We start from the raw sequence: 24,505 nt of genomic DNA on the forward strand, positions 1-24,505 counted from the left end.
GTGACCGCCACAATCACTGCATGACCGTTTGACCTGTCCCGAGTTCCCCGGACACCGATGTTGGAGCGAGAATCGCTTCACGAGAGGAGTCTGGATGCCTGCAGCAAAGCCCGAGGAGTTCCGTCGCAGGGCGGTGGAGTTGGCGCGGTCCGGTGACAAGCCGGTGGCGCAGATCGCGAAGGACTTGGGGATCAGCGAGTCCGGTCTTCGCCGGTGGATGGCGCAGGCCGAGGTCGAGAACGGTGAGCGTCCCGGTTTGAGCAAGGACGAGCGGTCCGAGCTGGTGCGTCTTCGTCGTGAGAATCGTGTTCAGGCGATGGAGATCGAGATCCTGAAGCGGGCGTCGGCGTACTTCGCCAAGGAGAACGTCCTCCCAAAATAGGGTTCCGGCTGGTCCACGAGCTCGCCGCGGATGGCTTTGCCGTCGCGGTGATCTGCCGGGTCCTGGGTGTCTCGACGTCGGGCTACTACGAGTGGCGCAGCCGGCCGCCATCGGCGCGTGATGTCGCCGACGCGCACCTGCTGAACGTCATCCGCGAGATCCATGCCGCGTCGCGGCAGACCTACGGGGTCCGGCGGGTCCACGCCGAACTGCGCCTGGGCCGCCAGATCCGGTGCAGTCGCGGCCGGGTCGAACGGCTCATGGTCCTGGGCGGCCTGCAGGGTGTTCACCGCCGCAAATGGCGCCACGCAGGTGGCCGGTCGCCGGCGGTGTTCGAGGACCACGTCAGACGCGAGTTCGTTGCTGATGCGCCCGACAAGCTGTGGGTCACCGACATCACCCAACACAGAACCGTCGAAGGGTGGGTCTACTGCGCTGCGGTGATCGACGTCTACTCCCGCCGATGCGTCGGGTGGTCGATCGCCGATCACCTGCGCACCGAGTTGGTCGTCGACGCGATCGACATGGCCAGATGGCGTCGCAAGCCGTTGCCGGGAACGGTGGTCCACTCCGACCGCGGAACCCAGTTCACGTCCTGGCTGTTCGGCAACCGGCTCCGCGAGGCCGGACTGATGGGATCGATGGGCAAGGTCGCCTGCGCCTACGACAACTCCCTCATGGAGTCGTTCTTCGGCTCGATGCAGATCGAACTGCTCGACCGCCGGAACTGGTCAACCCGCGCCGAGCTGGCCAACGGGATCTTCGAGTGGATCGAAGCGTTCTACAACCCGACCCGCCGCCACTCGAGCCTGGACTACCTCAGCCCAATCGAGTACGAAACCCTTCACACCGCCACCGACCAAGCGGCATGATCAACACACAAGAACCGTCCGGGAAACCCGGGACAGGTCAGTTCGCAACAACATCGCAGCAGTTCTGACTGCGGCTTTCGTCGGTGGCCTGACAGGGTCGGGCGCAGTCCTCCTACTTGGCCCGGATGAAGGCCCGCGCGGTGAACGTGGTCCGCGCGGGCCTGAGGGTCAGGCGGGCGCGGTCTACCCACTTCCGTCCGGGTCCGGCTTCTTGCAGCACCAGTTCGATTTCTGTCCATCGGGCACAAGAACCGGAGGGCTGATCGCCGAGTACCGATCGTCGTTCCCGGGTGAACAGGAGATTTTCGACTTCCTTGAGGTTTGCATCGTCAGGTAGCACGGGCTCGACTCTTCTCGACCACCCACCCATGCGATCACGCAGAACCAGGAGAACCATCAGTAGGTTCGGGAACGACGAAAGGCCCCACGCCGTTAAGCGTGGGGCCTTTGTCGTGAGTTCAGAAAACGTAGTAGATGAGGGCGCTGATGCCGGCCCACAGGCCGATGCCATAGAACAGGGCCAGCGCTCCGTAGAACAGGGCTGTCGACCACGGCCACCGCTGGAACTGTCCGCGCACCGTCGTCGCCGGATGCGTGTACCACTTCTCCGCCCGGGGCACTGGGTACCTGTCCGTCATCCCCGGGATCGTACTACCAATTGATGATGCGCATGGTGGCCGTCAGCGGCCAAGCAAGACCTCCGGCGTACGCAGCGGTGCGGCTCTCGCGACGCGCCTGCGCGCGTCAGGAGAAGCGACGAAACAGGTCCTCGAAACCGTTGGGGGTACGAATACCCCACCGTGAGGCTGATAGACGGTGTACGGCTAGCGGTTGTAACGATTTCGACCTCAAGAGGGACCTCTTGCGGCGATCTCTCAAGCTCGTGATGGGTCGCCCCGGAACGACCAGACGACAGCGTCAAGAGCGGTGCTGCCCGGGGGCGATAGCTCTACCGATTCCGAGACGACGAACTGCTGAAGCAGCCAACGTCGCGCAGCAGAGGTGCGGCTGCCTCGAAGTCTTCGGTTTTAGGGTCGATCTCATTTCGAATCTTGAACAAGTCGGGGCAATCGACGCCACGGTCGATCGCAGACTCAAGTTCAGTGAGGGTCACCCCGCCGAGATCACCATCGCTTGCTTCGCCACAGGAAACCAGCGTGGGCAAGATGCACGCAGCCATTGCCAATCGCAGGAACGTGCCTACGCGGCTCGAGGGTTCCGATTTCACTACTGGGTCACCATCACCGCATCCGCGGATGCTCATTGCCCGTTGTCCCGCTGCCATCGCGCAGCATCAAGATGCTTCTGCGCCATGAATCGATCCTGGTCATCGAAGAGGTCGGCCCAGCGTTCGTCCAACACTGCTCGCTCCACGGTGAGCTCTTCGCAGCCGAGCACAAGGAGCCTCAAGAGTCCGCTGTTCACGTTCGTACTGTGGACCAGCCGGCGAGATGCCTCGACCGCCCCGTGACGATCAATCATTTGCTCCCACGCCGTTGGCGCGTACCCAAGATTTCTCGACTTTGCGATCGCGGCTTGGCATGCCGTCAGGTAGTCAGCTTCATCGTTCACCATCCCAGTGTCGGCCGAAGTAGTGCCGTGAATCCACGACATCGCCAAACTCGGCCAATCAGGCCCTCTGGGACTGCGGGTAGGGACACTCCACCGGAGCGCTACCAGTAGGGCCGGGGCATGTACCGGTGAGGACCCAGCCGGAGGATCGCAGTGAGCTCTCCGTCGCGCCCGTCGCGGCTCAAGAACACCGTGGCTGCGTTGATGCCTGACTGGAGCGCCTCGAGAAGAGCCGGATCGCGCTCCATCTGATCCTGCACGATCCGCCCGACGACCACAGACTTGCCATTCTCAAGCCTTACCAAGACGTCAATCTCGATGGTGCCGGCCAGTTTCCCCGAAGCCACCCGTCGCGTCCTCAAGTCACACCACAGGTTGCCCCTGCCCCGGTCCCCCAAGGCGGCGTTCCGCTCCGGGAACCACCCCTCCTTCGGTCGAAGCTGGACCTCAATGAGCTTCCCTTGGTAGAGCAACGGTCGCTCCGGGGTCTTCTTCCTCCTGAACATGGCCATGCAAAGAACGTACTGAAGAGACGGCCACGCGTGCCGAGATAGTTCGCCAGAAACACCCAAGGGGACCCGTCGAGCCTCCGGCTCGAGGGTGGCTAAGGGGTGCCCCGGGCGGCACAGCATTGAGGTTGGCCGCCCCGCCCAGCGCTATGGGGCACTGGCAAGAAGGCTCTCGGCCTCGTGAGCAATGGAAGCCTCGTCACCAGCCGCATACGCCTTCACGTCCAGATCATCCCAGGCCGACTTTGCAGCACTGAACGCTGAGTGCTGTTCTGTCGTCTCGGGTGGCACGTAGAGCACCCGCACTGGCACGTCTGGGTCGACCTCAGCAATCGGGTTCTTCCTTCGCGCACTGTTCCTCACCTCACCGCCGCGTCGTCGCAGCTGGCCGACCGCGAAGCTCCAGGCCTGTACGTCCTGGAGCAAGTTGTCCATGCCTTGGCGCTGGAATGAAACGACACGCGAGAGCTGCCTCACATGCTCGCTGCCAATCGCAAACTCAAAATGGGCAACCTGCTTCATCGTCTCGAGTTTGACGTCTCGCTGAATCTGGCGGGGACGGATTCCCTGCCCGCCGAGGTATGCCTCACCGAGCCTCGTCACTGCCTCAGCGCGTGCCGTACGTCCGCGCCCCAGCGGTGGTTCGAGCACCAGTGCGGGAAAGAGGCGAGACACAGCTTCAGTTGCCGACTCGGCCGCAACGGGTGTGCCTTCCGAAATCTGTACAGAGTTGTTTAGTCGACCCCTCTGATGCTCAAGCCACGCGAGCGATGGCGGACGTGACTCGTATCCCGGTTCGTGATCGAGATCGAGGTATCGCACATCCGTCTGGCCGAATCGGCGTTCCAGTCGATTCAGCCAATACTCAGCACGGCTAGCGTCGCCGCCCAGCTTCGATGCACGCCTCAGGGAGATGACGCGACGCATGTCCCAATCGCCATCAGCGTTGCCTACTACGACTCCGATGTTTACGAACTCGGCGCGCAATGAGTCAGGTACGTACCGGAGCACCCAGTACTTGTACATCGAAGTCACCTCCATCTCAGTGCGCAGCCCGAGCTGATAATTCTCGCAGACGCTGGGCGACCGGTCCTCGACGACGATAGAGCGCCCATGCGACAGTCTCGAGTTCCGATTCCGAGACCCCCCACTCAACTGGAACAGAAGCCACTGCCCCAATGAGTTGCTGCGGAGTCACACCCTCAAGCCTGACAGCAGCTGCCTCGAATGCCTCGGGGTTACTCCCGGCGACTGGACCTCCCCACCTCCAGTCACGATCCACCATGGTGGCAAGTGACTCGGCATCCCAGCCGGGGCCTCCGCCTAGCCACCAGCCGTGGTCGAAGGTCCACATTGCGTAGTCCTTTGACTGATCGAACAGCCACTGTTCGTCGTCCCCCATGCACCAGTCCCAGAGCGCGAAGAAAGACGGCATCCTGTCCGGGTTGCCATCACGGCGGGAGTAGACGAGGCGGTCGCCTTCCTCGGCAGAGTCCAGTACGAGCGAACCGTGGGCGATGCCTGGCCTTAGGCGGTGAAACGTCGCGTACTCCCAGCCGCTCAATGCCTCCGGGACTTCGATCAACTCGACCTTGACCGCGGGAGCTTCAATCAGCATCGCTGCTGCGGCGACGATCTGTTCTGCGCTCAGAATCTCGTCGCCCTGAGCATTCCCAGGCACCTTCAACCAGTACGAGCGGCCGTCGTCCGCCAATCCTAGAAACGCGTTTGACCCTGACCCGCTCTTCCGAACTGGCGCGATAAGCCTCACAGCGGGACGGCCTCGCGGGGCTCCGGCTAGTGCCCCGTTCCAATCGGCGCGATCGAACATGGATGGATGGTGTCACAGCGAAGAGCGGAAGGTGGCCCGACTCCCATGACCGGGGCTGACTCCAATCAGGCGGGCTCAGCCGGCAACTGCCGCCGTGGGGCGCGCTAGTGCACTAGCGCGGTTTGCGAACTCTCGACTCGGTGGGTGCAGTGCTGGATCTGCTGGCGGCGCCCCCTCCCACTGGTTGATACTGACGCCGCGACAGGCACCAACCGAAAGTGGTCCACGCGGGCACTGTGTACGTGGGTCGCCGCCACGTTCCTCGGAACCCTCCTCAGCACATTCCTCGTGTCGGCTCTAGAGCCACGAGTCGATGGCTGGATGGAGTCGGCCGGTCTCCGCGAGCCCACTGTCGAGGTGGTCACTGAGAGCCTCAACTGCCCCGTCAGCGTAGGTGGCGAAGACACCGAGACCGGTCTGACGATGAAGGTCCGGTTCGACGAGTACTCCTGCTGGAGGGACGAGATTGCCCCCCTCCAGGCTGGACAAACCTTCGAAGTCGTCTTCGCTGCCCGGAACATGTCGTCTGAGCAGATTGACGACTGGACTCTTCGCGTGGAACTCCCAGATGGTGTATCCCTCGTTCCCGACTCAGTCCTCTGGGGGAACGCGAGGATTCCCGACGGGGTGCGAGCTTCGAACGGAGCATTCACCGAGGCCGGCGGGAACTTTGGCAGCTACTCCCCAGGGGGAAGCTTCTACGTGATGGCGACGCTGATTGTTGGTGAGGCAACCGCCTTGGATTGTGGGGAGGCCCAAGCCATGAACCTGGTCGGCGTGGTCACCACTTCCACCGGCGAATCGGATCGGGCTTGGGTGCGGGCCTACGTTCGGATGCCTTGCCCGGCTTCGGGCGGGTGACTGTAGGGGCCAGATCCGGCAGAAGGCCACCGGTCCTCTCACACGCAGCCGCCTCTAGGTGGTCCGACGAGCACTGATGATCGGCGTTCTCGCTATAACCGGTACACACGCCTGAAATGGCTCGTAGCCTGACGGTTGATCCAAGGTCAGGTACATGCAATGAGTGACGGCAACGGATGGCCCCCCGGCTGGTACGACTACGGGCGCGGCTCATCCCGATGGTGGGACGGTTCTCAGTGGACCTCCCACGTCGAACCCCGCGACTCGACGGTTCCGCCGCCCCCTCCCACGTCGTCATCGCCCGCCGTCGCACCACCACCGCCCCCGCCGCCTCCGCCGCATGGCAACGCGTGGCCGCCAACCCCCTCTTCAGTCGGCGGAGTCGGCAAGACGCTCGAATGGGGACCAGCCGTCTGGTTCGGCTGGTCCGGCTTGGCCCTCATGTGCCTGATGGGGCTCGTTGACTCAGGCCTCGAGGGGTTGCTCGGCTTCTCCGGCCTCTACGTCTTGGGCGTGGCTGTCGTCGCGCTGATCCGCGGCCACGTGGAGTGGGCTGGGATGCGCAGTCGAGCCCTTGGCGGGGTCGCCCTGGCCACGGCTTTCGCTCTCATCGCCTTCAGCGGCGCAAGCGCTGACCCGCAACCCGAGTCATCCTCTGCGGCGGTAGCCAGCGAGGAATCAGTAGACAAGGAAGACGAGGAGCCTGAGCCGGCTCCGACACCCGAACCCACGTCTGAACCAACGACGCCGGCAGTCAGCCCGGCGTCGGCCGAACAAGGCACGGCGCTGTCCGCAGTCGCAGCGTTGGCGGTAAAGGGCCGCGCTCCCAAGACCGGGTACTCGCGCGAAGCCTTCGGTCAGGCTTGGTTCGATGCCGACCGCAACGGTTGCGACACACGCAACGACATGCTCCGGCGCGACCTGGTCGAGAAGAACATGTCCAACTCGTGCAAAGTCCTTGCCGGGACGCTGCGGCCCGACCCCTACACCGGTCAGGAGATCAGATTCGAGGTCGGAGGCCCCAGCGAGGTCGATATCGACCATGTCGTGGCCCTCAGCGACGCGTGGCAGAAGGGCGCCGGGACGTGGTCAGCAGAGCGCCGCCTCGCTTTCGCCAACGACCCGCTCAACCTCTTGGCCGTCGATGCCGGGGCCAACCGATCCAAAGGTGACGGCGATGCGGCCACCTGGCTGCCGCCCAACAGGCCCTATCGCTGCGAGTACATCGCGCGCCAAGTGGCAGTGAAGGTCAAGTACGAAGTATGGGTCACCGCTGCGGAACGCGACGCCATGGTTCGAGTGCTGTCCAACTGCGCCGACCTGGCCGCAACGGACCCGGGCACTGCGCCCACCGAGGCTGCACTCCCGCGAAGCAGCGCGCCGACCACACCCCCGCCGGCGCCGGCGCCCGCGCCCGCGCCTGCACCATTCGCACCCCAGCCACCGCCACCGCCCGCTCCCGCCCCTCCACCTCCGGCCCCCAGCAGCGTCTACTACGAGAATTGCACCGCCGTGCGAGCAGCAGGAGCGGCCCCCATCTACGCAGGACAACCCGGCTACTCAAACAAGCTCGACCGCGATGGTGACGGCGTCGCCTGCGAGTAAGCCATCGACATCGTGACGATCCGCCAGGACGCCTTCTGCGCGCGTCAGAAAAAGCGACGAAACAGGCCCTAGAAACGGTCGGGGGTACAAATACCCCGCAGTGAGGCCGCTAGGCGCTCCACGGCTAGCGGTTGTAGTGGATTCGACCCCGAGAGGGAGTGCCCCACGCCGTGAAGCGTGGGGCCTTTGTCGTGCGCTCAGAAGATGACGGTGATGGCGCCGTACACGAGGGCGAACAACCCGAACAGCCAGAACGCGGGGATCGCGTACCGGATGGCACGGTCCGACAGCGACGGGTTCGGGAACATGCGCCGCTCACGCTCGTACGACCAGTGCTGGTCGTACGGCGGGTGGATCGGCTGCTCCCACACGGAGCGCCGCTCGGCCTTCGGATCATCCGTCACATGCGAAGGCTATCGGCGACCGCTGACACCAAGCTTGCTTCTACACGGCGCGGTGCAGGGCACGGCTCCGATCCCCCGAATTTAGGTTCGGACACAGAGAGGGAGACAGAGAGGGAGAGGGAGCGGCGAGTTTAAAACCCCCGGGTCAAGCGTGGGCGCGCACAGCCGGCCGCGCACCCCTCCCCCTCCCCCTGGCACGGCTAAGTGACGCGGTGCGCCGTGACGCTCACCCACCGGGCCAGCCAGCGGCAAGCGACGAGCGCAGGTACAAGTCCTTGTGGGTCAGTCCAATATCCGGCGGCACGTCAACGAGGGGCAGGCGGTGTGCCTGCCCCTCGTGTGTGTCGCCGCTCAGCCTGAACCTCAGGCGGCTGCCGCATCTTCGTAGGAGAGGGCGAGGTAGACCATGTCTCGACCGCGGTCCGCGTCGCACGGCCCGGCAAACCGGGTGACCTCGTACGGCTGACCCACGTGCTCAGGCAGCAGCGAGTCCAGTGCGAAACCCTCGAGGGCGGACCAGTAGTCGACGTCGGAACCGACCACCTCAGGGAGGTTGAGCAATTCGACGACGTATTCAGTGGTGGATTCGCCCTCGTCGCACTCGAGCTGGAATCGGGACAGATCGAAGATGTACTGAGCCATGATGACCTCCTGGGTGGGAACGTACTTCCACATTAATGCACACGCGACCCGCCGTCTACTGTGTGTTGTGTAGACATTTTTCGGTCCCGATCCGCACGCAGTCCGCAAGCGGACTGGACCGCTCAGCAACAGACCGGTGTAGGCGCCACCGGAATTGCCCGCCGTTCCGAGCGACCTCACGGCACGGCGGGCGCCCCGCTAGTCCGCGGAGGGATCTTTTAATCCGCGGGTTGTGGGTTCGAGTCCCACGGGCCCTACCAGGCGGTTCCGGCGAAATGTCACTGTTGGACTCCCCCGACTTGGGGTCATCGGCCCTGTGTGAGAACACTGTGGGAACACGAGCCCCCGGAGCCCGTGGGACGAGCGCCATGGCGGCCTCCGCGGCCTGCCGGCCGACGCCCTGGCTGACCGTGCCGGAGTGTCGGCGGGCGGTCATACGCTCGGCCGATGGGCGACGATGACCGGAATGAGGGCGACGGTCCGGGCGAGTGCCTCGAGCACGCCTGGAAGCTGAAGGGTGTGACGATCGCGATGGACGGTGCCCACGAGGACTACAAGTGTCTGCGGTGCGGAGCTGTTTCGATGCAGCAGTCTGGGCCCGGGTGGCACCCGGGGTACTAGTCGATGGTGTGCGTCGGGTCGACGGTGCCGCGGATGACCGGGAGCATGTACTCCGCAGCTCCGCGCGTCCGCCCATCCGTCATACGGGCAGCGATGATGTCCTCGTCAGAGGCGCGCTCGCAGTCCTCTTCGGACATCGTCAGCGGGTACATCATGGTGCCGAGGGTACGCCCCTGGCTGACATCAAGGCGTCCCGTCGGCGATCGCCTGCATACTGGTGCGCATGTCCGCACAGCACCCGTCACGGTCGTTCCGCGGATGTGGTCTGTGCAAGCCGCACCAGCGCCGCGGCCTGGGCCGGTCGGAGCGTGAGCCGTTCGCTGTCCGCCGGCAGATCGGGAAGACGAAGCGACTCACCCGCCGCTGGATCGTGGACTGAACCACACCGCTGCAGAGGTGTTTCACCTAGCCTGACGTCATGCCGCCCGAGATCATCGTTCCCTCCAAGAACCAGATCCGGAAGGCCGGAAAGTTCCTGCGGGACCTTGATCAAGAACCCGATCTGTCAGCACTGGACGGGACCAAGGTCGACGAGGCACTCGAGATCGTTCAGTTGTTCCGCGCGGCGCACGCCTACCCGATGCTGAAGGTACGGATCGGACTCGAGGGTTTCGTGAGAACGACCAAGGTCAACGGGGGAACGACGCAGCGACACAAACGAGTTGCTCGCATCGTTCGGAAACTGCGTCGGACGCGAGACGGACCAGGCGGCGGCACCGCGCTCGATCGCCTTGAGGACATCGGGGGGTGCCGGACGGTCGTCGCCACGCCTCAGGAACTCTCGAAGCTAGCGGCACACATCCGCAGGCGGTGGAGTGGCCAGTTCGTGCGGAGCCCTCGCGACTACGTCGCCATGCCGAAGGACATGGGATACCGGGCGATCCACTTCGTCGTCGAACGTGACAAGCGAGCGATCGAGATCCAACTCCGGACGCGAGGTCAGCAGCAGTGGGCCGATGCTGTTGAAGCAGCTGACGCGCGCTGGGCAACGGTCGACGGCATCAACCTGAAAGATGAGGTTGCACCGGAGGAGTTGAAGAACTTCTTCCGCACCGCAGGCGAGATGATCTATCGTCGTGAGTTCGGGATCGCGCTCGACGATGCCTTCCACGCAGAGTTCGACGAGGCCCGCCGGCAAGTGATTGCGGCCGGCTTCTACACTGGCTAGACAGGAGGTCCGGATGTCCAACACCACCGTCCACGTGTTGATCGTCTACCGCTACGACGACCATCACCTCGACATTCAACAGTTCGACGACATCGCCGAGGCCACCGCGGCTTACGCCGAGATGGAAGCACTGCACGTCAAGGACGCTGACAAGTTCGAGGTTGTACTGGTCGGAGCGGACAGCCTCGCCACGATCGAGAAGACCCACGGGCACTACTTCGCGAAGGCGGCCGACTCGCTGACGGAGTCGCTGTTCTCGGAGTTTCTCAGGTAGTCCCAGGAAGAGAACACCCCACAGTCGGCCAACGCCAGGGGCGACGTCCTCGTCAGTGAACCGCCACGTCGAGGCGTACCGAGAAGGTCGCATGTGTGGCTACGGGTTGGCGGCCGCGCAACGGCGCCGCACAAAGTCGACTGTCACTCCGGAGCGGTCTGCGACCTCGTCGATCGAGTGGAGCGGGGACAGGCGGTCAGCGTGTGCTGTCATGCGACCACCGTGCCGCCCGGCGGTGACAGTCAGTGGTCTGCCAGCACGCCATGACAGTCCGCAGGTGTGAAAACACTGTGAGAACGGAGGCGCGCAGAACGGCCGGACGCCGCCGACACTACCCGGCACGAAACGGCTGACATCCCGGTACAGAACGGACGAACCTGACATCAGACGTCACCGCCCGGCACGTCCTCGACAGGACTATTGATCCGCAGGTTGTGGGTTCGAGTCCCACGGGCCCTACCAGGACCGACCTCAGCGAGCGCCCGCGCCGCCGAGGGTGAGGACGCCGGCCTGCGGCGCGCCGCAGCAGCCACCGCCGGAGGCGGCGGGGTCGTCGAACGCGCCGGCACCGTCGCACACCCCGGTCTCGGGCAGCACGAGGTCGACGCGGTCGGCCGCCTCGAGGTCGCCGTCCAGCGCGGCGACGACCGAGCGGACCTGCTCGTACCCGGTCATGGCGAGGAAGGACGGCGCGCGGCCGTAGGACTTCATGCCGACGATGAAGAAGTCTCGCTCGGGTTGGGCCAGCTCGCGGTGGCCGTGCGGAGCCACGTCACCGCAGCTGTGGTGGTCGGGGTGGATCTGGTCGGCGAGGATCCGCGCAGCGCCGAGGGCTGGGTCGAGGTCCAAGCGAACCTCGGCCAGGAAGCTGAAGTCCGGGCGGTAGCCGGTCACCACGATCACCTCGTCGACGTCCTGGACCCGCTGACCGCCGGTGGAGACGAGCGTCAGTCGACCGTTCGACTGCGTCTCGGCGGACACCGTGCGGAACTGGGTCACATCCGTCACGACTCCGCTCGCCGCCGCGGTCCGGGCGTCCTGCCCGAGCTTGCCGCGCTGCTCGAGCTGGTCGTTGTCGCCGCCGCCGAACGCATCGCCGACGCTCGGGCGGCGCAGCAGCCAGGAGACGCGGGTCGCCGGTTCGTGACCGGCGAGGCGGGCCAGACCGATGAGCGCGCCCTGCGCGGACGCCCCCTTGCCTGCGACGGCGACGTGCCTGCCGACGTAGCGTGCGGCCACAGCCGGGTCGGTGAAGTCAGGAATGCCATAGATGAACCGGTCAGCGTTCTCGCGCTCCCCCAGGGCGGGCCAGCCGTCGGCGCCGAGCGGGTTCGGTCGGGTCCATGTGCCGGACGCGTCGACCACGGCGCTCGCCAGCAGGCGCTCACGCCCGTCGGCGGTCTCGACGTGCACGGCGAACGGATCGGCGTCGCGACCGGAGTCGACCAGGAGGTCACGGCCCGCCCGGCTCACCCCGGTCACCCGGGCGCCGAAGTGGACCGAGCCCCGCTCGGACGCGTCGAGGACGTCGGCGAGGGGGCGCAGGTACCGCTCGCGCCACTCACCACCGGTGGGGTAGGTCGCCTCGTCGGGCGCGATCCACCCGGTGCCGGCGTCGAGGAGTTGCCGTGCGACGGGGTCGACCAGCTCGGACCAGGACGAGAACAGGCGGACGTGCGCCCACTCGCCCACGGCTGCCCCGGCGTCGCGGCCGGCCTCGAGCACGACGAAGTCCATGCCGCGCGAGGCGGCGTTGGCGGCGGCGGCGAGGCCGACGGGACCGGCGCCGATGATGACCACGGGGTGCTGCACAGGAGGCTCCTTGATTCGGGACAACTTCATCGACGTGTGTCGATGGATCAAACGTATCGACAGTCATCGATGAATGCAAGGTATCGTTCTGGCATGTCGAAGCCACGAGTCGCGGCGACGCCGTCGCGTGACCGTCGTCCGGCGCCGAACCTGAGCCGAGAGGACGCGGAGAACTACGCCGCGTGGTTCGCGCTGCTGGCCGACCCCACGCGGGTCCGCCTGTTGCACCACCTCTCCACCTCGCCCGCCGGAGCGTTGAGGATCGGCGACCTGGCCCATCAGCTGGAGATCAGCCAGAGCACCTGCAGCCACCACGCCGACCTGCTGAAGAAGCTGGGATTCGTCGTGGTCGACAAGGTCGGCACCTCCAGCGTGGTGTCGGTCAACACCGCCTGCTGCACCGGCCTCCCCCACGCCGCCGATGTCGTCATGGGTTCGCTCGCGGCGCCCCCCTGCTGCCCCGCGGACCTGCCGACCGACGTGGCCGTGCGCCCGGTGGCGGACGCGGACATGCCGCGCGTGCTCGCCATCTACGACCAAGGCCTGGCGACCCGCAACGCGACCTTCGAGACCACCGTCCCGAGCGCGGACCAGCTGCGGTCCCGGTGGCGTCCCGGGCTGGCCTGGGTGGCCGAGCTCGACGGCGAGGTCGTCGGCTGGACCGCGGTGACGCCGACCTCGGACCGCGAGTGCTACGCCGGCGTCGGCGAGACCTCCGTGTACGTCGCGGAGTCGGCCCGGGGCCGCGGCGTCGGCAAGGCCCTGCTGTTCGCCCAGGTCACCGAGGCGGACGCCGCCGGGCTCTGGACCCTGCAGACGTCGATCTTCCCGGAGAACCGCGCCAGCCTCGCCCTGCACCACTCGGCCGGCTACCGGACCCTCGCGGTGCGGACCCGCATCGGTCAGCTCGACGGCGTGTGGCGCGACACCGTACTGCTGGAACGTCGCAGCCACGTCCTCTGAGCACCTCGACGCACGGGGCAGGCCCTTGCTATGCCTCGGCCGCCGGGGTGAGGGACGCCAACAGCGCCTCGATGCGAGTCCGGATCTCGTCACGGATCGGTCGGACCGACTCGATGCCCTGACCGGCCGGGTCGTCGAGCACCCAGTCCTCGTAGCGCTTCCCGGGAAAGTACGGGCACTCATCGCCGCACCCCATGGTGATGACGACATCGGACTCGAGCACGGCCTGCTCGGTGAGCTTCTTGGGCTGCTCGCCGGCGATGTCGATGCCGACCTCGGCCATCGCCGCGACCGCGACCGGGTTGATCTGCTCGCCGGGCATCGACCCGGCCGACCGGACCTCGACCGCACCCTCGGACAGCGTGGAGAGGAACCCGGCGGCCATCTGGGACCGGCCGGCGTTGTGGACGCAGACGAACAGGACGGAGGGACGATCAGTCACGGGTGACTCCTCGGGCAGCGTCGGTGGACGGGAAGAACCGTCGCGCCCACAGCGCGACGTAGACGAGGCCGACGAGGACCGGCACCTCGATGAGCGGGCCGACGACCCCGGCCAGCGCCTGACCCGAGGTGACGCCGAAGGTGCCGATCGCCACGGCGATGGCCAGTTCGAAGTTGTTGCCCGACGCCGTGAAGGCCAGCGTCGCGGTCTTGGCGTAGCCGAGGCCGAGCCACCGCCCCACCACCATGCCGAGCGCGAACGTCACGGCGAAGTACACCAGCAGCGGTACCGCGATTCGCACGACGTCGAACGGCTCGCTCGTGATGGCGTCGCCCTGCAGGGCGAAGAGCACGACGATCGTGAACAGCAGCCCGTAGAGGGCCCACGGACCGAGGCGCGGCAGGAAGGTCTCCTCGTACCACTCACGCCCCTTCGCCCGCTCCCCGATCGTGCGGGTGAGGAAACCCGCCACCAACGGGATCCCTAGGAACACCAGGACGCTCACGGTGATCGCCCAGAACGAGAAGTCGGCGCTCGTGGTCTCGAGCCCCAGCCAGCCGGGCAGTGTCTGCAGGTAGAACCAGCCGAGGGCAGAGAAGGCGAACACCTGGAAGACCGAGTTGATCGCCACCAGCACGGCGGCGGCCTCTCGGTCGCCGCAGGCCAGGTCGTTCCAGATCAGCACCATCGCGATGCAGCGCGCGAGACCGACGATGATCAGGCCGGTGCGGAACTCCGGCAGGTCGGGCAGCAGCAGCCACGCCAAGGCGAACATCAACGCGGGTCCGATCACCCAGTTGAGGACCAGAGAGGCGGCGAGGAGCCGGCGGTCGCCGGTGACCCGATGGGTCTCGTCGTACCGGACCTTCGCGAGGACGGGGTACATCATGACCAGCAGCCCGACGGCGATCGGCAACGACACCGAGCCGATCTTCGCCTGGTCGAGCGCGTCGTCGAGCCCGTCGACGGTGCGGCCCAGCACGAGGCCGACCGCCATCGCCACGACGATCCACACCGGGAGGAAGCGGTCGAGCCGGGACAGGCCAGCCACGACCTCGGCGTCGGACCGGGCTGCTGGGCGGGGCTCGGCTGAGGTCACGCGGACTCCTGGGAGATGCGGGAGGGGCGACGGGAGAACCCATCGACATCTGTCGATCTAGTCAAGCACATCCGGCGGGCGCATCGACCACCGCATCGGCGACGGTCGATGCGTCATACTCGACGCATGACCTCCGCCGACCCGATCTGCTGCGTGCCGCTGACGTCGGCGCCGATCGGCACGGACGCCGCGGCGACCCTCGCGCGGACGTTCAAGGCGTTGGGCGATCCCACCCGCGTTCGCCTGTTGTCGCTCGTGGCGGCGCACGCGGGTGGCGAGGCCTGCGTCTGCGACATCACCGAGCCCCTCGGCCTGAGTCAACCGACCGTCTCGCACCACCTGAAGGTGCTGGTGGATGCCGGACTCCTGGCCCGCGAGCAGCGCGGGATCTGGGCGTTCTACTCGGTCGTGCCTGGCGCGCTCGGCCGACTGGCCGAGGTGCTGCGCGACCCGGTCGCGTCGAACTAGCCGGCCACGAGCACGGCGACCAACAGACCGGCGACCACGACGGCCAGACCGACGCCGAGCAGGATCGGACCGATGAATCCCGGCAGCGGACCGCCCGTGCGCATCGCTCGCTCGGACCCGCGCCATCGCACCACGGCGTGGCCGAAGAACCCGAGGGCCAGCACCAGCAGGGCCGCCGCTGCGATCTCGCGTTCGACCTCGGGGAGGTCGAGGATCGGGCTGCGGACGGCCAGGGCCCCGGCGGCGACCGCCAGTCCGGTGCGCGTCCACGCCAGGTAGGTGCGCTCGTTGGCCAGGCTGAATCGCGCGTCGGGCTCGCCCCCGACGCGGTAGACCGATCGGGGCCGCCGGGGGTCGTCCTGCTCACGTGCGTCCACTCCTTCATCGTGCCTCACCCCGTCGACACCACAGCTCACAATACCCCGGGGGGTATCTGCTACAGTCAGCCGCGACCTGATCCGGCTCCCCGAGGAAGACCCATGACGACCACCACCGAGCGACCCGCTCCCCCCGCCGCCCAGCACCGACCGCCCGGTCCCCTCGGCCGACTCGGCACCCGGATGGTCGACCACGCACGCGCCGTCGCCGTGGTGTGGGTGCTGGTCATCGCCGGACTCGGGTCGTTCGCGCCCAGCGTGTTCAGCGACCTCGCCGGGGCCGGCTGGCAGGCCGACGACTCGGACTCGGTCGCGGCGCGCGAGCTGGCCGAGGAGCACTTCGGCGGCAACGCGTCGCACGCACTGCAGCTGGTGGTCCACACGCCCGACGGCTCGGTCGACGACCCCGCAGCCGTGGAGGCGCTCGACGCGGCCACCGGAATCCTCGCGGCGGACGCGCGGTTCGCCACGATCGTGCCGCCACGGCGGGGAATGACCGTCAGCCAGGACGGGCGCACGGCGATCCTGCTCGCCGGCGCGGCCGCGAGCCCCGACGACATGGTGCGCGCCGTCGACGATCTCTCGGACGAGCTCACGGCGCTGTCGGGCGACGGGGTCGAGGTGTACCCCACCGGCGCGTCGGCGCTGTGGAGCGACTTCAACCACGCCAACCACGACGCGATGATCAAGGCCGAGCTGATCTCGTGGCCCGTGACCCTGACGATCATGGTGATCGCCTTCGGTTCGCTGGTCGCCGCCGGCCTCCCCCTGCTGCTCACGATGGCCGGCCTCGGTGCGTCCGCCGGCGCGCTCGTGCTGCTCAACCAGGTCGTCCCGATCTCCGTCTGGGCGATGAACTTCGCGATGATGTTCGCGCTCGCCCTGGGGATCGACTACGCCCTGTTCCTCGTGCACCGGTTCCGGTCGGCACTCCACCACGGCAGCTCTCCCCGACAGGCGGTCGCCGAGACGATGGACACCGCGGGCAAGGCCGTCCTGCTGTCGGGACTGACCGTGCTCGTCAGCCTCTCGGCGGTCCTGGTGGTGCCCGCACCGGCCGTCCGCACGATGGCGGTCGGCATCATGCTCGCCGTCGTGTTCGTGCTGGCCGCCACCCTCACCCTGCTGCCCGCCGTGCTCGGCGCCCTCGGCCCGCGGGTCGACCGGGCCGGGCTGCCCTGGGCGAAGGCCCACCAGCCCCGGTCGCCGAAGTTCGCTGCCTGGGGCCGGTTGCTGCACCGCCGGCCGTGGCCGTTCGCCATCGCCTCGGTGGGCATCCTGGTGGCCCTCGCCATCCCGGTGTTCGGCCTCAAGGTCGCGATGCCGTCCATCGAGGTCGTCCCCGAGGACGCGCCCGTGCGTCAGGGCTACGCCGTGGTGCAGGAGTCGTTCGGTGACGGCGCCCCCGGTGCCCTGCAGGTGATCGCGCCGGCCACGGACACCGATGAGGTCCTGGCGGCGCTCGCAGGACGCGGCGACGACCTCGCGATGATCACCCCCGCCCAGCCCGCCCTCGACGACAGCGGGCTGGTGATGGTGCAGGCCATCCCCTCGGTCGACCCCTCCGACCCCGCGATGGAGGACATCCTGTCGGGGATGCGCGCGGACCTGCCGTCCTCGGCGGTCGTCGGCGGCGCCCCGGCGGAGAACCTGGACCTTCAGAAGGCCCTGAACACCTGGTTCCCGGTCGTCGTCGGCATCATCCTGACCCTCGGGTTCGTGCTGCTGCTGATCGCGCTGCAGGCGCCGCTGATCGCGCTGCTGGGCACCCTGGTGAGCCTGCTGTCGACGGCGGCGGCGTTCGGCGTGGCCCGCCTGGTGTTCCAGGAGGGCGTCGGGGCCGACCTGCTCGGGTTCGAGCCCCAGGGGTTCCTCAACGGATGGGGACCGGTGTTCTTCTTCGCGATGATCTTCGCGATCGCGATGGACTACACGGTGTTCCTGCTGGCGACCGCCAAGGAGCACTACGAGCTCTCGCAGGATCCCGAGACCGCCCAGGTCGACGGCCTGGCCCACTCCGGCCGGGTGATCTTCGCCGCGGCCGCGGTGATGGTCGCTGTCTTCTTCACCTTTGCGCTCGCCGAGCCCCTGCCGCCGAAGGAGATGGGCATCATCCTGGGCCTCGCGGTGCTGCTCGACGCGGCGCTGGTCCGCCTGATCCTGCTGCCCGTCATCCTCCGGCTGACCGGACACGGCGCGTGGTGGTCGCCGGCCTGGCTGCGCCGGGTGCTGCCGTCGGTGCGCTTCTCGCACTGACCCGATGCCGTCGGACGCGGAGTTCGCCGAGGAGCTGGTCGCCCTGCGCGACCGGCTCCTCGCGTACGCCCGCCGGCTGACCGCATCCGGGGACCAGGGCGATGCGGAGGACCTCGTGCAGGCAACGGTCGAGCGGGCGTGGGCTCGGCGCGGGACGTTCCGTGGTGAGGCGAGCGCCAGCACCTGGGTGCACCGGATCCTCATCAACCTCGCCCACGACCGCGCCCGGCGGACCCACGAGGTGCCCCTGGCCCCGATCCCCGACCGACCGGTCCCCGACGTGCACCACCTCGACCTGGAGCGCGCCGAGGACTCCGCGGTCGTCCGCGCGGCGCTGAGCCGGTTGTCCGTCCCGGACCGCGCCGTCATCGCCCTACGGGATGCCGAGGGGTGGAGCATGGTCGACACCGCGGCCGTCGTGGGGTGCTCGGTCCCGAGCACCCAGAAGCGACTGCAGCGGGCTCGGGCACGTCTGGCCCGGTCCGTCGAGCTGGTGCGGGCCGAGAAGGCACCCGTCCCCCTGCTCGGGTGCTCCGAGGCTCGCGTCCTGGCGGCCGCCTACCTGGCGGGGACCCTCAGCGACCGGCACGCCCTCTCGGTCGAGGCGCATCTCGCCGCGTGCGCCGCGTGCCCGCCGGTCCTGCAGGCTCTGCCGACCGTGCGAGAAGCGGTCGCCGGCGGCCGGCTGTCCCTCCGGGGTCTGTCAGGCGTCGCGACCACGGATCAGGAACCCGACGAGGCAGACGTCGAGGAGCCCGGCCAGCAAAGGGACGACGCCGACGACCGCGAGCACGACACCGCCGGCGCCGCCGACCGCGGCCAGTCCCACGATGATCATCGCGACTCCTGCCACGATGCGCAGCAGACGTCCGGCGGGGCTGTTCATGAAGGTGACGAAGGCCATGGAAGTTCCTCTGTTCGGCGGTGATGACTTCTGTTGGACGGCCGGCGAAGCATTTTCGGACAGGATCACCACGACCGAGTTCGCCTAGTCCGCGACGACCTCGCCTCCGGCGTCCTGCCAGGCCTGGATCCCCCCGGCCAGGTGGTAGGTCGAGGTGAAGCCGGCGTCGACCATCAGGTCGACCGCCACGGCCGACCGGTTGGCCGAGCGGCAGTAGACCGCGTACGGCACGGCCGGGTCGAGCTCGGCGATCCGATCGGCGAAGTCGGGGGCCTGCACGTCGATCAGCACGGCACCCGGCAGGTGGCCGGCGGCGAACTCCTCGGGGGTCCGGACGTCGACGACGACCGTCCCCGTCCGCTTGAGGGCCGCCGCGAACTCGGTCGCGTCGACCTCGGCGCCGTTCGACGGCGCGGCGGAGGCGGTGGGGCCCGCCGAGACACTGACCGACGACGAGCTGCCCGCGCCGCTCGAACCGCAGGCGCCGATCGTCAGGGCGGCGACCGTGGCGAGGACGGCGAGCCGGGCGAGCCTCATCGGCCGGCCGGCTGCCACGCACACGAGTCGGCACTCAGGGCGCAGACCGGACAGAAGCCGGTGACCCCGGTCAGCAGCGGCGCCAGGGCGACCACGGCCATGACCGTGCCGGCGGTCCCGCCGACGACCACGAGTCCGACCACGATGAGGACGAGACCGACAGCCACGCGCACGAGTCGACCCCACGGGCCGTTCATGAAGGACAGGAAGGACATGACGCCTCTTTCTCTCGGAGACCGTCAGTATACCCCTAGGGGTATTTGACATGTCGAGCGCGGACCATGAGGATCACCCCATGGGACTTGCCGAGCAGTGGGACCGACACGTCGTGCCGCGCCTCGTCGACGTGGCACTCAACGACCGCATGACGCACCGGTGGCGCGAGTCGGTAGCGGCCGGCGCGCGGGGCACCGTGCTGGACGTGGGGTTCGGCTCCGGCCGCAACCTGCCGTTCCTCGACCCGGCCGTGGTCGACCGGGTGCTGGTGGTCGAACCGTCCGACGTGGCGTGGGAGCGGTCGGCCGCGGCGCGCCGGGCCTTCGGGCGGCCGGTCGAGCGCGTGGGCCTCGACGGCGCCGCCCTCGACCTCGCGGCCGACAGCGTCGACACCGCGGTGACCACGTGGACCCTCTGCACGATCCCCGACGTCACCAGCGCCCTGGCCGAGATGGCGCGGGTGGTGCGACCCGGTGGCACCCTGCGGTTCGCCGAGCACTCGCTGGCCCCCGACGCCGGTCCCCGCCGGACGGCACGACGCATCCAGCCGGTGTGGGGCCGGTTGGCCGGCGGCTGCCACCTGACGCGCGACATCCCCCGTCTGGTCGCGGACGCGGGCTACGAGGTGACCCTCACGCAGACCAGGTACGCGACACCGCTGCGCGCCACCCGGTTCTCCAGCTGGTTCGTCACGGGCTCGGCCACGCCCCGCTGACCCTCAGGCCAGGGAGAGGAACATCTTCTCCATCTGCTCGACGTCCATGTCGCCGCTGTCGGGATCGGCCATGCACTGCCGGAGTCCGAGCGCGATGGTCGCGAACCCGGCACGGTCGACGGCCTTGGAGACGGCCGCGAGCTGCATGACGACGTCCTGGCACTCCCGACCCTCCTCGATCATCGTCAGGATGCCGCCGATCTGACCCTGGGCGCGACGGAGTCGTCGCACCACGGCCTGCATGTCGTCACGGTCCAGTTGCATGACGCCTCCTCGTGTCGATCACCACGATACCCCGGGGTGCATGGGTCACCGCCGGAACCAGGAGCGGCGGGGAACCGTGGACGACTGCTTCTCGTGTCCGACACAGCGGGCCGAGCGCGGCACGCCGGCCAGCGCCTCCTCCACGTGCTGGCCGCACCCGGCCCACGTCGGCTTCTTGCACTCCTTGCAGAGGATCTGTCGGCACATGGCCTCTCCCTTCGTCGGTGCGGTCGACGACCGCTCGTGCCATCACTATACCCCCTGGGGTATTATCGTCCCCATGAGCCCATCCCTGAAGGTCGTCATCGTCGGCGGTGTCGCCGGCGGCATGTCCGCAGCCACCCGCCTGCGCCGCCTCGACGAGCACGCCGAGATCGTGGTGTTCGAGCGAGGACCCCACGTGTCGTTCGCCAACTGCGGTCTGCCGTACGTCGTCGGCGGGGTCATCGCCGAGCGGGACGACGTGCTGCTGCAAACGCCCGAGGCGCTGCGTGCGCGGTTCGACCTCGACGTGCGGGTGCGGCACGAGGTCCTGCGCATCGATCCGGCCGCCCGCACCGTGACGGTGCGCGACCTCGAGGCCGACCGCGAGTGGGACGAGCCGTACGACGAGCTGGTCCTGAGTCCGGGGGCGACGCCTCTGCGCCCGCCGCTGTCCGGGATCGACCGTGCCCTGTCGCTGCGCGACGTGACCGACCTCGACGCGATGCTCGTCGCCACGGCCACGGCCAGCACCGCGGTGGTGATCGGTGCGGGCTTCATCGGGCTGGAGATGGCCGAGAACCTGCACCGGCGCGGGCTGCAGGTGAGCGTGGTCGAGGCGGGCCCGCAGGTCATGGGGCCGCTGGACGCCGAGATGGCGGTGCGGGTCGAGGCCGAGCTGCGCCGGCACGGCGTCGAGGTCCACCTCGGCGTGACGGCCTCGAGCATCGGCCCCGACGACGTGGAGCTCGCCGACGGCCGACGCATCCCCGCCGACCTGGTGGTGCTGGCGATCGGGGTCCGGCCCGAGAGCACCCTGGCCCGGGAGGCCGGGCTCGAGCTCGGCGCCCAGGGGGCGATCGTCGTGGACGACCAGCAGCGCACCAGCGCACCCCACGTGTACGCGGTGGGTGACGCCACGCTGAAGCGCGGTGACCACACCGCGGAGGTGCTCGCGCCCCTGGCCAACACCGCCAACCGCCAGGGCCGGCTGGTGGCCGACACGATTGCCGGGCGACCTTCTGCCCTGCGTCACACCCGGGGCACCGCGATCCTCGGCGTGTTCGACCTGCAGGTGGCGGTGACCGGCGAGAGCGAACGCGTCGCGCGGGCCCGTGGGGTCGAGCCGCGGGTCATCCACACCCACCCGGCCGACCACGCCGGGTACTACCCGGGGGCCGAGCCGATGGCGCTCAAGCTCGTCGTCGACCCCGACACCGACCGGATCCTGGGCGCCCAGGGGGTCGGAGGGCGAGGAGTCGACAAGCGCATCGACGTGATCGCCACCGCGATGGCCGGGGGCTGCTGGCCAGCGACCTGGCCGACCTGGAGCTGGCCTACGCCCCGCAGTTCGGGGCGGCCAAGGACCCGGTCAACATGCTGGGGTTCATCGCCGAGAACCGCCGCGACGGGATCGGGGACGCGGTGCAGTGGCACGAGCTCGACGCCGTCCTGGCCGCCGGTGCCCATCTGGTCGACGTGCGCAGCACCGCGGAGCACGCGGCCGAGTCGATCCCGGGCTCGGTGCTGGTGCCGCTGGACGAGCTGCGGTCCCGCCTCGACGAGCTGCCCGACGGCGACCTGGTGGTCCACTGCGCCGTGGGCCAGCGGGGCCACGCCGCGGCACGGCTGCTCGCGCAGCACGGTCGCCGGGTGCGCAACCTCGACGGCGGTCTGCGGACGTGGGCCGACGGCACGGCGGTCGGGAGGCTGTCAGCCGCGACGTCGTGAGAGCGACCGCACGGCGAACCCGAGCACGCCCACCACCACGCCGGCCAGCAACGTGGCCGGGGGCAGGGTCACGACGAGCAGGAGGCAGGCGACGGCGCCCAGCACCTGGACGAAGCGGGGCGCCAACCGTTCGGCTGCCGGTTGCTTGAGGGCCGCGAGGTTGGCGACGAGGTAGTACAGCAGCACGCCGAGCGCCGAGAACTGGATCGCACCTCGCAGGTCGACGGTGAGGACCAGCACCACCACCACCGCCCCGGCGGCGATCTCGGCGCGGTGCGGCACGCGGTACCGGGGATGCACCGCAGCGAGCCACGGCGGCAGGTCGGCCTCGCGCGCCATGGCCATCGCCGTGCGGGCGACCCCGGCCAGCAGCACCAGCAACGAGCCGAGTGCGGCCAGCGCGGCTCCCACGGACACCACCGGGACGGCCCACCCCCAGCCCGCCACGTCGACGACGTCGGCCAACGGACGAGCGGACTCCGCCAGCCGGAAGGCACCGAGGGCCCGCAACGTCGCCCACGTGACCACGAGGTAGGTCACCACCACGAGGCCGACCGACACCAGCACCGCGCGGGGGATCGTGCGAGCGGGGTCGCGGACCTCCTCGCCCATCGTCGTGAGGCGGGCGTAGCCGGCGAACGCGAAGAAGAACACCGCACCGGCCTGCGCGACCCCCACCCACCCGACCGTGCGCACACCGTCGGCGACGGCGAACGGCCCGGCCGCGGTGGTGTCGGGTGCGTTCAGGGCGGCCACGACCACCAGCCCGAGGGTGAGCAGCACCAGCGCGACCAGGACCCGCGTGACGGCGACCGTCCGATGCACCCCGAGACAGTTGACGGCGGCGAGCACGACCACCACCAGGGCCGCCACCGGCCGCACCCAGTCCTCCGGCACGGTGTACTGCGCCACCACCAGGGCGATCGCCGCACAGCTGCCGATCTTGCCGACGACGAAGCCGACCCCGGCCGCATACCCCCACCAGGGTCCGAGTCGCTCGCGGCCGTGGACGTACGCACCACCGGACGCCGGGCGGGCGGCGGACAGCTGGGCCGAGGAGGTCGCGTTGGCCAGGGCCACGACCGCCGCGACCAGCACCCCGACGAGCACGGCGGAGCCGGCGATCGCCGCGGCGGGGGCGGCCGCCGCGAAGATGCCGGCACCCAGCATCGCGCCGAGCCCGACGACGATCCCGTCAGCGGTCCCGAGTCGTTGCTGGAGGGCCGGTCGGTCGGTCACGGGCGCAACCTACCTCGTGCGGGTGAACCCCAGCCCCCCTTGCCGCTGGGCAGGTGGGGAGGTCAGGAGGGCGACGACTCCAGGTGGGACGCGAGGGCATCGAGGATCGAACCGAACCCGGTCTCCCGCATCGCCCCGCCCTCGGGGTCGTCGAGGTGCAGGCCCTGCTCGGTCTGGGTCAGCCGGACGCCCCCGTCGACCGGGTCCAGGCGCAGGCACTGGGTCGAGGTCGAGATGTGCACCCCGTCGATCCACATGTCGTAGCTGATGACGATCCGGACGAGGTCGACGATGTCGGTGTACGTGGCGACGTAGCGCGACCGGGGGCCGTCGTGCCAGCGGCCGTCGTCGACGGTCCGGCCACCCACCCGGAAGTCGTGGCTCACCTCGTCGGCGTCGAAGTTCTCCTCACTGCCGAACCACGCCGCGCGCTCCTCGTCGACGGTCAGGGCCCGCCACAGGCGATCGACCGTCACGGGGAAGGTGCGCTCGAGGACGAAGGTGTGCGGGGTCTCGGACCGTTCGGGGGTGGTGGTCATC

At 68.6% G+C, this 24,505-nt stretch carries 31 protein-coding genes and 3 pseudogenes; 15 read left to right on the forward strand and 19 right to left on the reverse strand.

All coding sequences use genetic code 11. The features are described from left to right. Positions 1-94 precede the first annotated feature (94 nt). The gene (locus tag HMPREF0063_RS11470; RefSeq protein ID WP_007076722.1) at positions 95-382 is read left to right on the forward strand and encodes a transposase; all 288 of its coding nucleotides are present in this window, start codon (positions 95-97) and stop codon (positions 380-382) included. Between the two features lie 47 nt (positions 383-429). Beyond that, positions 430-1,254, forward strand: a complete 825-nt coding sequence (locus HMPREF0063_RS11475) for an IS3 family transposase (protein WP_007076723.1) — start codon at positions 430-432, stop codon at positions 1,252-1,254. A gap of 458 nt (positions 1,255-1,712) precedes the next feature. Here the strand turns inward: HMPREF0063_RS11475 and HMPREF0063_RS11480 are convergent, their stop codons facing one another. The 5 genes from HMPREF0063_RS11480 to HMPREF0063_RS16280 form a co-directional block, all read right to left on the reverse strand. After that, positions 1,713-1,892 (reverse strand): hypothetical protein, encoded by a 180-nt coding sequence (locus HMPREF0063_RS11480; protein WP_007078840.1) that lies wholly within the window; start codon positions 1,890-1,892, stop codon positions 1,713-1,715. A 622-nt stretch (positions 1,893-2,514) separates the two neighbouring features. Next, positions 2,515-2,826, reverse strand: coding sequence for a hypothetical protein (locus HMPREF0063_RS11485; protein ID WP_156794110.1), 312 nt, complete (start codon positions 2,824-2,826; stop codon positions 2,515-2,517). Between the two features lie 101 nt (positions 2,827-2,927). After that, positions 2,928-3,338: a hypothetical protein gene (locus HMPREF0063_RS11490; protein WP_007078842.1), complete on the reverse strand. Its 411-nt coding sequence runs from the start codon at positions 3,336-3,338 to the stop codon at positions 2,928-2,930. Positions 3,339-3,482: 144 nt separating this feature from the next. Further along, the gene (locus tag HMPREF0063_RS16275) at positions 3,483-4,361 is read right to left on the reverse strand and encodes a DUF3037 domain-containing protein (protein WP_169309982.1); all 879 of its coding nucleotides are present in this window, start codon (positions 4,359-4,361) and stop codon (positions 3,483-3,485) included. A gap of 16 nt (positions 4,362-4,377) precedes the next feature. Next, complete coding sequence (locus HMPREF0063_RS16280) at positions 4,378-5,166, reverse strand: hypothetical protein (RefSeq protein WP_156794111.1); 789 nt, start codon at positions 5,164-5,166, stop codon at positions 4,378-4,380. Between the two features lie 321 nt (positions 5,167-5,487). On the opposite strand from HMPREF0063_RS16280, the gene HMPREF0063_RS11505 reads away from it, so the two are divergent. The 3 genes and pseudogenes from HMPREF0063_RS11505 to HMPREF0063_RS16285 all read left to right on the forward strand — a co-directional run bounded on the left by HMPREF0063_RS11505 (position 5,488) and on the right by HMPREF0063_RS16285 (position 7,632). After that, positions 5,488-6,027, forward strand: coding sequence for a hypothetical protein (locus HMPREF0063_RS11505; protein ID WP_007078845.1), 540 nt, complete (start codon positions 5,488-5,490; stop codon positions 6,025-6,027). Positions 6,028-6,186: 159 nt separating this feature from the next. Further along, positions 6,187-6,261, forward strand: a pseudogene (locus tag HMPREF0063_RS17335) (hypothetical protein); the annotation flags it as partial. Positions 6,262-6,540: 279 nt separating this feature from the next. Beyond that, positions 6,541-7,632, forward strand: coding sequence for a GmrSD restriction endonuclease domain-containing protein (locus tag HMPREF0063_RS16285; RefSeq protein WP_211208730.1), 1,092 nt, complete (start codon positions 6,541-6,543; stop codon positions 7,630-7,632). A gap of 197 nt (positions 7,633-7,829) precedes the next feature. Here the strand turns inward: HMPREF0063_RS16285 and HMPREF0063_RS16615 are convergent, their stop codons facing one another. The 3 genes from HMPREF0063_RS16615 to HMPREF0063_RS16620 form a co-directional block, all read right to left on the reverse strand. Then, positions 7,830-8,036 (reverse strand): hypothetical protein, encoded by a 207-nt coding sequence (locus HMPREF0063_RS16615; protein ID WP_007078847.1) that lies wholly within the window; start codon positions 8,034-8,036, stop codon positions 7,830-7,832. A 363-nt stretch (positions 8,037-8,399) separates the two neighbouring features. Continuing rightward, entirely contained in the window at positions 8,400-8,678 is a 279-nt protein-coding gene (locus tag HMPREF0063_RS11515) for a hypothetical protein (protein ID WP_156794113.1), read from the reverse strand. Between the two features lie 617 nt (positions 8,679-9,295). Continuing rightward, positions 9,296-9,454: a hypothetical protein gene (locus HMPREF0063_RS16620; RefSeq protein ID WP_007078850.1), complete on the reverse strand. Its 159-nt coding sequence runs from the start codon at positions 9,452-9,454 to the stop codon at positions 9,296-9,298. A 68-nt stretch (positions 9,455-9,522) separates the two neighbouring features. Here HMPREF0063_RS16620 and HMPREF0063_RS16825 point away from each other — a divergent pair, with 68 nt between their 5' ends. Genes HMPREF0063_RS16825 through HMPREF0063_RS11525 form a run of 3 tightly spaced genes read left to right on the forward strand, consistent with a single transcriptional unit; the run spans position 9,523 to position 10,741 of the window. Beyond that, on the forward strand, positions 9,523-9,678 hold the full coding sequence (locus tag HMPREF0063_RS16825) for a hypothetical protein (RefSeq protein WP_007078851.1): 156 nt from the start codon (positions 9,523-9,525) through the stop codon (positions 9,676-9,678). A 39-nt stretch (positions 9,679-9,717) separates the two neighbouring features. Further along, positions 9,718-10,467: a RelA/SpoT domain-containing protein gene (locus tag HMPREF0063_RS11520; RefSeq protein ID WP_007078852.1), complete on the forward strand. Its 750-nt coding sequence runs from the start codon at positions 9,718-9,720 to the stop codon at positions 10,465-10,467. 13 nt (positions 10,468-10,480) lie between these two features. Further along, complete coding sequence (locus HMPREF0063_RS11525; protein ID WP_007078853.1) at positions 10,481-10,741, forward strand: hypothetical protein; 261 nt, start codon at positions 10,481-10,483, stop codon at positions 10,739-10,741. 471 nt (positions 10,742-11,212) lie between these two features. Here HMPREF0063_RS11525 and HMPREF0063_RS11530 read toward each other — a convergent pair whose 3' ends face one another. Continuing rightward, positions 11,213-12,553, reverse strand: coding sequence for an NAD(P)-binding domain-containing protein (locus HMPREF0063_RS11530; protein WP_245527709.1), 1,341 nt, complete (start codon positions 12,551-12,553; stop codon positions 11,213-11,215). A gap of 93 nt (positions 12,554-12,646) precedes the next feature. Between HMPREF0063_RS11530 and HMPREF0063_RS11535 the strand changes: the two genes are divergently transcribed. Next, positions 12,647-13,516: a helix-turn-helix domain-containing GNAT family N-acetyltransferase gene (locus tag HMPREF0063_RS11535; RefSeq protein WP_007078855.1), complete on the forward strand. Its 870-nt coding sequence runs from the start codon at positions 12,647-12,649 to the stop codon at positions 13,514-13,516. A gap of 28 nt (positions 13,517-13,544) precedes the next feature. Here the strand turns inward: HMPREF0063_RS11535 and HMPREF0063_RS11540 are convergent, their stop codons facing one another. Together HMPREF0063_RS11540 and arsB are read right to left on the reverse strand one after the other, a co-directional pair. Further along, positions 13,545-13,958, reverse strand: a complete 414-nt coding sequence (locus tag HMPREF0063_RS11540; protein ID WP_007078856.1) for an arsenate reductase ArsC — start codon at positions 13,956-13,958, stop codon at positions 13,545-13,547. Further along, a complete protein-coding gene (gene arsB / locus HMPREF0063_RS11545; protein ID WP_007078857.1) occupies positions 13,951-15,057 on the reverse strand; it encodes an ACR3 family arsenite efflux transporter in 1,107 nt (368 codons plus the stop codon). The genes HMPREF0063_RS11540 and arsB overlap by 8 nt, the downstream gene beginning before the upstream one ends. A 126-nt stretch (positions 15,058-15,183) precedes the next feature. Between arsB and HMPREF0063_RS11550 the strand changes: the two genes are divergently transcribed. Beyond that, positions 15,184-15,525, forward strand: a complete 342-nt coding sequence (locus HMPREF0063_RS11550; protein WP_007078858.1) for an ArsR/SmtB family transcription factor — start codon at positions 15,184-15,186, stop codon at positions 15,523-15,525. On the opposite strand, the gene HMPREF0063_RS11555 is transcribed toward HMPREF0063_RS11550, so the two are convergent. Further along, positions 15,522-15,902, reverse strand: coding sequence for a YidH family protein (locus HMPREF0063_RS11555; protein ID WP_007078859.1), 381 nt, complete (start codon positions 15,900-15,902; stop codon positions 15,522-15,524). The genes HMPREF0063_RS11550 and HMPREF0063_RS11555 overlap by 4 nt on opposite strands. Before the next feature lie 102 nt (positions 15,903-16,004). Here HMPREF0063_RS11555 and HMPREF0063_RS11560 point away from each other — a divergent pair, with 102 nt between their 5' ends. Beyond that, entirely contained in the window at positions 16,005-18,158 is a 2,154-nt protein-coding gene (locus HMPREF0063_RS11560) for an MMPL family transporter (protein WP_007078860.1), read from the forward strand. A gap of 4 nt (positions 18,159-18,162) precedes the next feature. After that, positions 18,163-18,741: pseudogene (locus HMPREF0063_RS17340) on the forward strand (RNA polymerase sigma factor); the annotation flags it as partial. Positions 18,742-18,861: 120 nt separating this feature from the next. Here the strand turns inward: HMPREF0063_RS17340 and HMPREF0063_RS17345 are convergent. The 3 genes from HMPREF0063_RS17345 to HMPREF0063_RS11575 form a co-directional block, all read right to left on the reverse strand. Then, positions 18,862-19,062, reverse strand: coding sequence for a YgaP-like transmembrane domain (locus HMPREF0063_RS17345; protein WP_425358308.1), 201 nt, complete (start codon positions 19,060-19,062; stop codon positions 18,862-18,864). Positions 19,063-19,146: 84 nt separating this feature from the next. Next, positions 19,147-19,599: a rhodanese-like domain-containing protein gene (locus HMPREF0063_RS11570; protein ID WP_007078862.1), complete on the reverse strand. Its 453-nt coding sequence runs from the start codon at positions 19,597-19,599 to the stop codon at positions 19,147-19,149. Then, positions 19,596-19,814, reverse strand: a complete 219-nt coding sequence (locus HMPREF0063_RS11575) for a YgaP family membrane protein (RefSeq protein WP_007078863.1) — start codon at positions 19,812-19,814, stop codon at positions 19,596-19,598. The genes HMPREF0063_RS11570 and HMPREF0063_RS11575 overlap by 4 nt, the downstream gene beginning before the upstream one ends. An 80-nt stretch (positions 19,815-19,894) precedes the next feature. On the opposite strand from HMPREF0063_RS11575, the gene HMPREF0063_RS11580 reads away from it, so the two are divergent. Next, positions 19,895-20,530 (forward strand): class I SAM-dependent methyltransferase, encoded by a 636-nt coding sequence (locus HMPREF0063_RS11580; RefSeq protein ID WP_040320258.1) that lies wholly within the window; start codon positions 19,895-19,897, stop codon positions 20,528-20,530. 3 nt (positions 20,531-20,533) lie between these two features. Here the strand turns inward: HMPREF0063_RS11580 and HMPREF0063_RS11585 are convergent, their stop codons facing one another. Together HMPREF0063_RS11585 and HMPREF0063_RS16830 are read right to left on the reverse strand one after the other, a co-directional pair. Then, positions 20,534-20,794, reverse strand: a complete 261-nt coding sequence (locus tag HMPREF0063_RS11585; protein ID WP_007078865.1) for a metal-sensitive transcriptional regulator — start codon at positions 20,792-20,794, stop codon at positions 20,534-20,536. A 45-nt stretch (positions 20,795-20,839) separates the two neighbouring features. After that, positions 20,840-21,001, reverse strand: coding sequence for a hypothetical protein (locus HMPREF0063_RS16830; protein ID WP_007078866.1), 162 nt, complete (start codon positions 20,999-21,001; stop codon positions 20,840-20,842). 121 nt (positions 21,002-21,122) lie between these two features. Between HMPREF0063_RS16830 and HMPREF0063_RS11590 the strand changes: the two are divergent. Next, positions 21,123-22,241 (forward strand): annotated as a pseudogene (locus tag HMPREF0063_RS11590) (FAD-dependent oxidoreductase); the annotation flags it as partial. 131 nt (positions 22,242-22,372) lie between these two features. Next, positions 22,373-22,726, forward strand: a complete 354-nt coding sequence (locus HMPREF0063_RS17100) for a rhodanese-like domain-containing protein (protein ID WP_007078867.1) — start codon at positions 22,373-22,375, stop codon at positions 22,724-22,726. Here HMPREF0063_RS17100 and HMPREF0063_RS11595 read toward each other — a convergent pair. Together HMPREF0063_RS11595 and HMPREF0063_RS11600 are read right to left on the reverse strand one after the other, a co-directional pair. Then, positions 22,709-23,965 carry an APC family permease gene (locus HMPREF0063_RS11595; RefSeq protein WP_007078868.1) on the reverse strand — a complete coding sequence of 419 codons (1,257 nt, stop codon included), beginning with the start codon at positions 23,963-23,965 and terminating at the stop codon, positions 22,709-22,711. The genes HMPREF0063_RS17100 and HMPREF0063_RS11595 overlap by 18 nt on opposite strands. A 62-nt stretch (positions 23,966-24,027) precedes the next feature. After that, the gene (locus HMPREF0063_RS11600) at positions 24,028-24,504 is read right to left on the reverse strand and encodes an SRPBCC domain-containing protein (protein ID WP_007078869.1); all 477 of its coding nucleotides are present in this window, start codon (positions 24,502-24,504) and stop codon (positions 24,028-24,030) included. Position 24,505: the final 1 nt, after the last annotated feature.

This window comes from Aeromicrobium marinum DSM 15272, assembly GCF_000160775.2.
Lineage (GTDB): Bacteria > Actinomycetota > Actinomycetes > Propionibacteriales > Nocardioidaceae > Aeromicrobium > Aeromicrobium marinum.